Raw genomic sequence first — 4,772 nt, 5'->3', positions numbered from 1 at the left:
CGGGCACCAACCACCGCGGCGTTCAGCTCAATGACCTGAAACAGGCCGTCGAGCAGTGGACACAGCGCTACCGCCAACGCTGTTGGCTGCGTCAGCTCACGCCATACGCCAGCCGCGAGCAGGAGGACAAACTGCTGCGCGTCATCGCGCGAATGGACGGCACCGCATTCCCGACGACCGCCCGGCTGACCGGCCGGTGGTTGCGGGGGCGGCTCCCGACCGCCGCCGACTGGGTGCGGGGGATCCCGTGGGCGGACCGCAAGGTTCGAGAGTCAACGCAACGACGCAAAGCGCGCCAACACGTCGGCCTGGAGACCGCCTACTGCGCGGAGACGGTGGCGATCACCTACGAGGAAATGGGTCTGCTCGTCACGGACAAGAAGGCGAATTGGTTTGATCCGGGCTCGTTTTGGAGCGGTGACACCCTGCCGTTGGCAGCCGGCTATCGACTCGGCGACGAGATCGCGGTCAGCCTCGGCCGAGCCGTCACCACTGACTAGGAAAGCCAACCGGCCTCCTGCGCGCACCGAGTCGGCCGGCCGCGCACTGCTGGCACTTGTGGTGCTGGCGACGGGCACAGCCCACCCGGCGACCTGCATGCTGTCGGCAGCGTCGTCGCGCAGCCCTCGGCCAGGCGGCACGCCCGCGCATCAATCGATATTCGGGTGTGGCCGGAATAGCAAATTGTTTTCTAAACTTGACCGGAACGTGAGCATATCGAAGCATTGGCGTTGCGCAGTCGGCTGTCCGTATTCCCTGGCACGGTGTCAATCGTCCGCAGGATCCTGAAATCACGGCCATTGATACGCGCTTATGAATTCGAAATTCAGGGTCCGGGTGGCGGTGATTCCTCAGGCGGTGGAGCGACCATATCCGGAGCCGCGTCATCGACCGGAACGGCCGGTGCGTCGGGCGGCGGGGGCGGCGTCCCCGCGTCGTCCGGAGGAATGGGCAAAAACATGTGATGGGTGAATCCGGACTGGTAAGCGCCCTGGCCACCTACATGCACCCCACCGCGCTCACCACTGGACACCGCGGTGCCGTCGGGCAGCGTCACGGCGGTGTGGCCACTGTTCCAGCCGATCACCACGGCGTCGGGGGCAGTCCCATAGTGAAATCCGCGCGCCAACAATGCGGCTTCCTCGTTACCGGTGTCGAAGCGATTCCCGAAGACCGGCCGATCGGCTGCCGCATTCGCGATCCAGGATGCCAACCCGGAACAGTCGGTACCCGCCGGAGAATCCCCACCTGAAATATAGGGTGTCCCGGAAACCTGATTGACAAGAGATATCAACGTGGCAAGAACTACCATGGGCAGGCACGCTAGCAATTACATTCATTGCGCGCCAAAATTTGTGGCGCAGGTCATCCGCGTGGTGGATAATGGCTTTCGTCTCACATTCAGCAAATCGCGGCTGACAAACTTGCATTTCCCGCCGATTCACCCCTCCCCCGGGAGTTGCCACATGGTTGCAGCGTCGACGAGTCAAGACCTCTGCGGATTTGCCCTCGAGTTGCTCAGGCGCAACTGGTGGGGGCGGCGACGACGGCGCTGGCTCTCGGTAGCGAGGCGGTGCTGGGCGAGTTCGTCGGGTCACCGCTGCGCTACCGCGCCGGTCGGGTCGGCGACTTCTTCCGGCTCGAGGGCCACCCGGCATCCGCCGGGCGGTCGGCCGGGTAGTGCACCCGCAGACTGCCGAGAGCCAGCAGCCGATCGGCGCGAGCTTGCGAGCGTCGTTGAAGTTCTTGTCGACGGCGGCCACCACGCCTAATCGCATTCATTGACGGCCGTCATTGACGTCCGTCAACGACGGTCGTAATGTGCCTTCATGGGGTCGCCACGACCGTCCGCCGTCGCCGAATCGCCGAGCCGCGGCGTGCGGGAAGCCCGACGGCTCGAGACGCGAGCCCGCCTGCTGCACGCCGCGCTGGCCGAGATCGCGCGGCGCGGACTGGGCGGCGCCGACGTCAGCGCCATCGCCGCCGCGGCCGGTGTCGTGCGGGGGACGTTCTACTTCCACTTCCCGACGAAAGAGCACGTCCTCATCGAGATCGAACGCGACGAGGAGACCCGCATCGCCGGCGAACTCGACCGCGCCGAGGGCGATCTGGCGTCGGTGCTTTCGCAACTGGTGCGGCACGTGCTCGAGGCCCGAGAACGGCTGGGCGCGGTCGTCTTCAGCGACATGCTGGGACTGCATTTCTCCTCGACGCGTCCGCTCGAAGACGAAATGGAACAGCACCCGCTCGCACAGTTCCTGGTGCGCGCGATCCGGCACGCGCAAGACGCCGGACAAGTCGCACCGGCCGCCGACGCCGGGGAACTCGCCACGTTCTTCCTCACCGGCCTGTTCGCGCTGCTGTCCACCGGAGCGCACGACGCCGCGCCGTTGAGCCGTTACGTGACAACGATCGTCAAAGGAATGGAGAAGCGATGAACGGCACGGGCATTCAGGGCTACCGGGAATTCCTGGCCCGGCGTGACGGCGACGCCGACCTCCTCAACAGGCGCCTGGCGAATCGAGAGCAATTCTTCGACGACATCGAAGCGAACCCCGTCCGCTCGGCCCACCCCGCTGACCGGCAGACCTTTCTTCGCAACCTGCGCCGCCGCCGGCCCGAACCCGGCCTGGACAGGAAAATGCTGTTCCTGCTGGCCACTGCCAAACTCAATCAGGCCGAACGCTTCGGCGTGGGACTCGGCGAGACCTACGGCCGCAACAGTGACGAGAACCTGCCGCCCGAGAACGTCTATCTCGAACTGGAAGAGCATTATCACACCCGGCTGCTGGCATACGTCCTGGACGTGTTCGACCTGACGTTCCAGGTTGTCCCCCCGCCTTTCGTGATGCGACAGTTCGTCAAGGCGGCCGTGTTCATGCCCGACCGGCTCAACTTCACGTTCGTCGGAGCCGCCGAGATGGCCGGCTGCGTCATGTTCGACGAACTGCGCCGCGTCGGCGCCGAATTGTTCGCCGACGAACCCGCTGTCGCCGCGCGCATCGAACTGCTCTACAGCGAGATCCTCACCGACGAGATCGGCCACGTCGGTTACTGCGCATCACGTTGCAGCTCCGCGGAGCGGGCATTGATGCGTCGGATCTACCCGTTCATCGGGCGACTGTTCGCCCGCCAAACCGCTGAAATCAGCCTGCTGGTCGATCCGAAGGCTTTGCACGCACGGCTCGACCGGCCCTTCAAGGTCGACGAACTCACCGCAGGACTGGGCAACGAGACGTACCTGGTGACTCACCCCTAGGGGTGCCGGGTGCTCACGCGCCGAACTTGACGCGAGCCTCGTCCGTCACCGGGGCGAACAGGTTGACCAGGTTTCCGTCCGGGTCGCGGAACAGCAAAGCCCGGTTGCCCCACGGCATCGTCGTCGGCTCGGTCACGGCCCCACCGACATGCCCACGCAGCCGCTCCCACTCGGCGTCCACATCCTCGACGATGAACTCGATGATCACGCTTCGGTTGGCGGCCGGTTGGGCCGATCCGGCCCCGAACATGGGTACGGTCCTGTCGCTTCCGATGGCCAACGTGCCGACCGGCGTCGGAACCTCGGCGAACAGTTCGTTTGCCCAAACGGCGGCGGTTTCGGTGACCATCTCGTAGAAGGCGACGAGCCGCTGCACGTCGGCGGTGATGATGCGGGTCGAAACGAATTTCATGCGGCCTCCTGCGGGAACTCGGCGCGCCGCCTCCTGCAGCGCTCGGGCGACGATGCTAGGCAGACCCTCCGACAACGGGACTTCTTCTCGATCACGCGAAACTCGCCGCCGGGCGCGCGCGGTGGCAGCTAAAATCTTCGGAGATCACGTCGTTACTCCCCAGTGCCAGCCACCGGACGCCGCGGAATTCGACTCGAGGAGGGTGTCATGGTGGTACGAGCCATCGCGTTGCTGGTCGTTTCCCTCGGATTCGCCGCACCGGCCCGCGCGGACGCCACCGACGACGCGTTCCTCGCCAACCTCAACACCTCCGGCATGAATTACGGCGCACCCGAAAAAGCGATTCAGGTCGCCAAGACCGTCGTCTGCGCCACCCTCGGCAGCAACCCCGACACCAGCAACGCGGACCTGGTCACCAAGGTCACCGACGCCACCAACTGGCCACCGCTCAATGCCGCCTATTTCACGGGCGCCGCGATCCAGGCCTATTGCCCCCAGTACGGCTCCCTCGCGGTCCCCACCCTTCCCAAGAGGGGACCCCAAGCTCCCAGCCCGGCTCCGTCAGCGCCCGCGGCGCCCCCGGAGCCGAAAGTCGAATCGGCGTGAGCGCTCGGCACTCCCCGACGACCGTCGGCCCCGCGTACGAACATCCCGCACGCTGAAAGCGCCGCTCTACACGTTGAACCGGAACTCGACCTCGCCGCCTCATCGGTAGACGTCGCGGCGCTGCGCGATGTGGATCACCCGGACATGTACAGAATTCCAGCTTGATCGCGCGGTTCGTCGCGGCCTGCCGGCGGCTACACGGCGAACCGGAACTCGATCACGCCGCGTCGCCGAACGCCGTCAAGCATCGAACAACGCGACGCCCACATCGGCCGACGCGGCCTTCAACCGCTTGTCTCTCGTCCAGAGCCGCGCGCCTGCGACCATGGTGACCGCCGCCATGAGATGAACGTCGACTGCGCTCAGGCCACGCCCCCAGAGCGCGCGTCGATCAGTGAGGTGGAGGATTTCGTGGTGGTGGACAGTCGGGAACTGGCGCAGATTCGCGAGCAGGTCGAGCACCACATCCCGCTGCGAGATCGACCCGAGCGCGAT

At 65.7% G+C, this 4,772-nt stretch carries 7 protein-coding genes and 1 pseudogene; 5 read left to right on the top strand and 3 right to left on the bottom strand.

Features of this window, described 5'->3' with window-relative positions; all coding sequences use genetic code 11:
• On the top strand, positions 1-500 hold a 500-nt coding region (locus tag AC2VOR_RS05110), incomplete at its 5' end, for a guanylate cyclase (RefSeq protein ID WP_486963308.1).
• 326 nt (positions 501-826) lie between these two features.
• Here the strand turns inward: AC2VOR_RS05110 and AC2VOR_RS05105 are convergent.
• Entirely contained in the window at positions 827-1,312 is a 486-nt protein-coding gene (locus AC2VOR_RS05105) for a peptidoglycan endopeptidase (protein ID WP_407688735.1), read from the bottom strand.
• Between the two features lie 210 nt (positions 1,313-1,522).
• Here AC2VOR_RS05105 and AC2VOR_RS05100 point away from each other — a divergent pair.
• The 3 genes and pseudogenes from AC2VOR_RS05100 to AC2VOR_RS05090 form a co-directional block, all read left to right on the top strand.
• Positions 1,523-1,785 (top strand): annotated as a pseudogene (locus AC2VOR_RS05100) (hypothetical protein); the annotation flags it as partial.
• 44 nt (positions 1,786-1,829) lie between these two features.
• Positions 1,830-2,438: a TetR family transcriptional regulator gene (locus tag AC2VOR_RS05095; RefSeq protein WP_407688734.1), complete on the top strand. Its 609-nt coding sequence runs from the start codon at positions 1,830-1,832 to the stop codon at positions 2,436-2,438.
• Positions 2,435-3,259 carry a hypothetical protein gene (locus AC2VOR_RS05090; protein WP_369737387.1) on the top strand — a complete coding sequence of 275 codons (825 nt, stop codon included), beginning with the start codon at positions 2,435-2,437 and terminating at the stop codon, positions 3,257-3,259. The genes AC2VOR_RS05095 and AC2VOR_RS05090 overlap by 4 nt, the downstream gene beginning before the upstream one ends.
• A 13-nt stretch (positions 3,260-3,272) precedes the next feature.
• Here the strand turns inward: AC2VOR_RS05090 and AC2VOR_RS05085 are convergent, their stop codons facing one another.
• Positions 3,273-3,671, bottom strand: coding sequence for a VOC family protein (locus AC2VOR_RS05085; RefSeq protein ID WP_407688733.1), 399 nt, complete (start codon positions 3,669-3,671; stop codon positions 3,273-3,275).
• A gap of 207 nt (positions 3,672-3,878) precedes the next feature.
• On the opposite strand from AC2VOR_RS05085, the gene AC2VOR_RS05080 reads away from it, so the two are divergent.
• A complete protein-coding gene (locus tag AC2VOR_RS05080; RefSeq protein ID WP_486963307.1) occupies positions 3,879-4,277 on the top strand; it encodes a DUF732 domain-containing protein in 399 nt (132 codons plus the stop codon).
• A 240-nt stretch (positions 4,278-4,517) separates the two neighbouring features.
• On the opposite strand, the gene AC2VOR_RS05075 is transcribed toward AC2VOR_RS05080, so the two are convergent.
• Positions 4,518-4,772 (bottom strand): VapC toxin family PIN domain ribonuclease (locus AC2VOR_RS05075; protein WP_486963306.1); only part of this gene is annotated, 255 nt, incomplete at its 5' end.

The sequence above is a fragment of the Mycobacterium sp. TH-M103 genome, from assembly GCF_057473785.1.
This window is presented reverse-complemented; position numbering and strand designations above follow the sequence as displayed.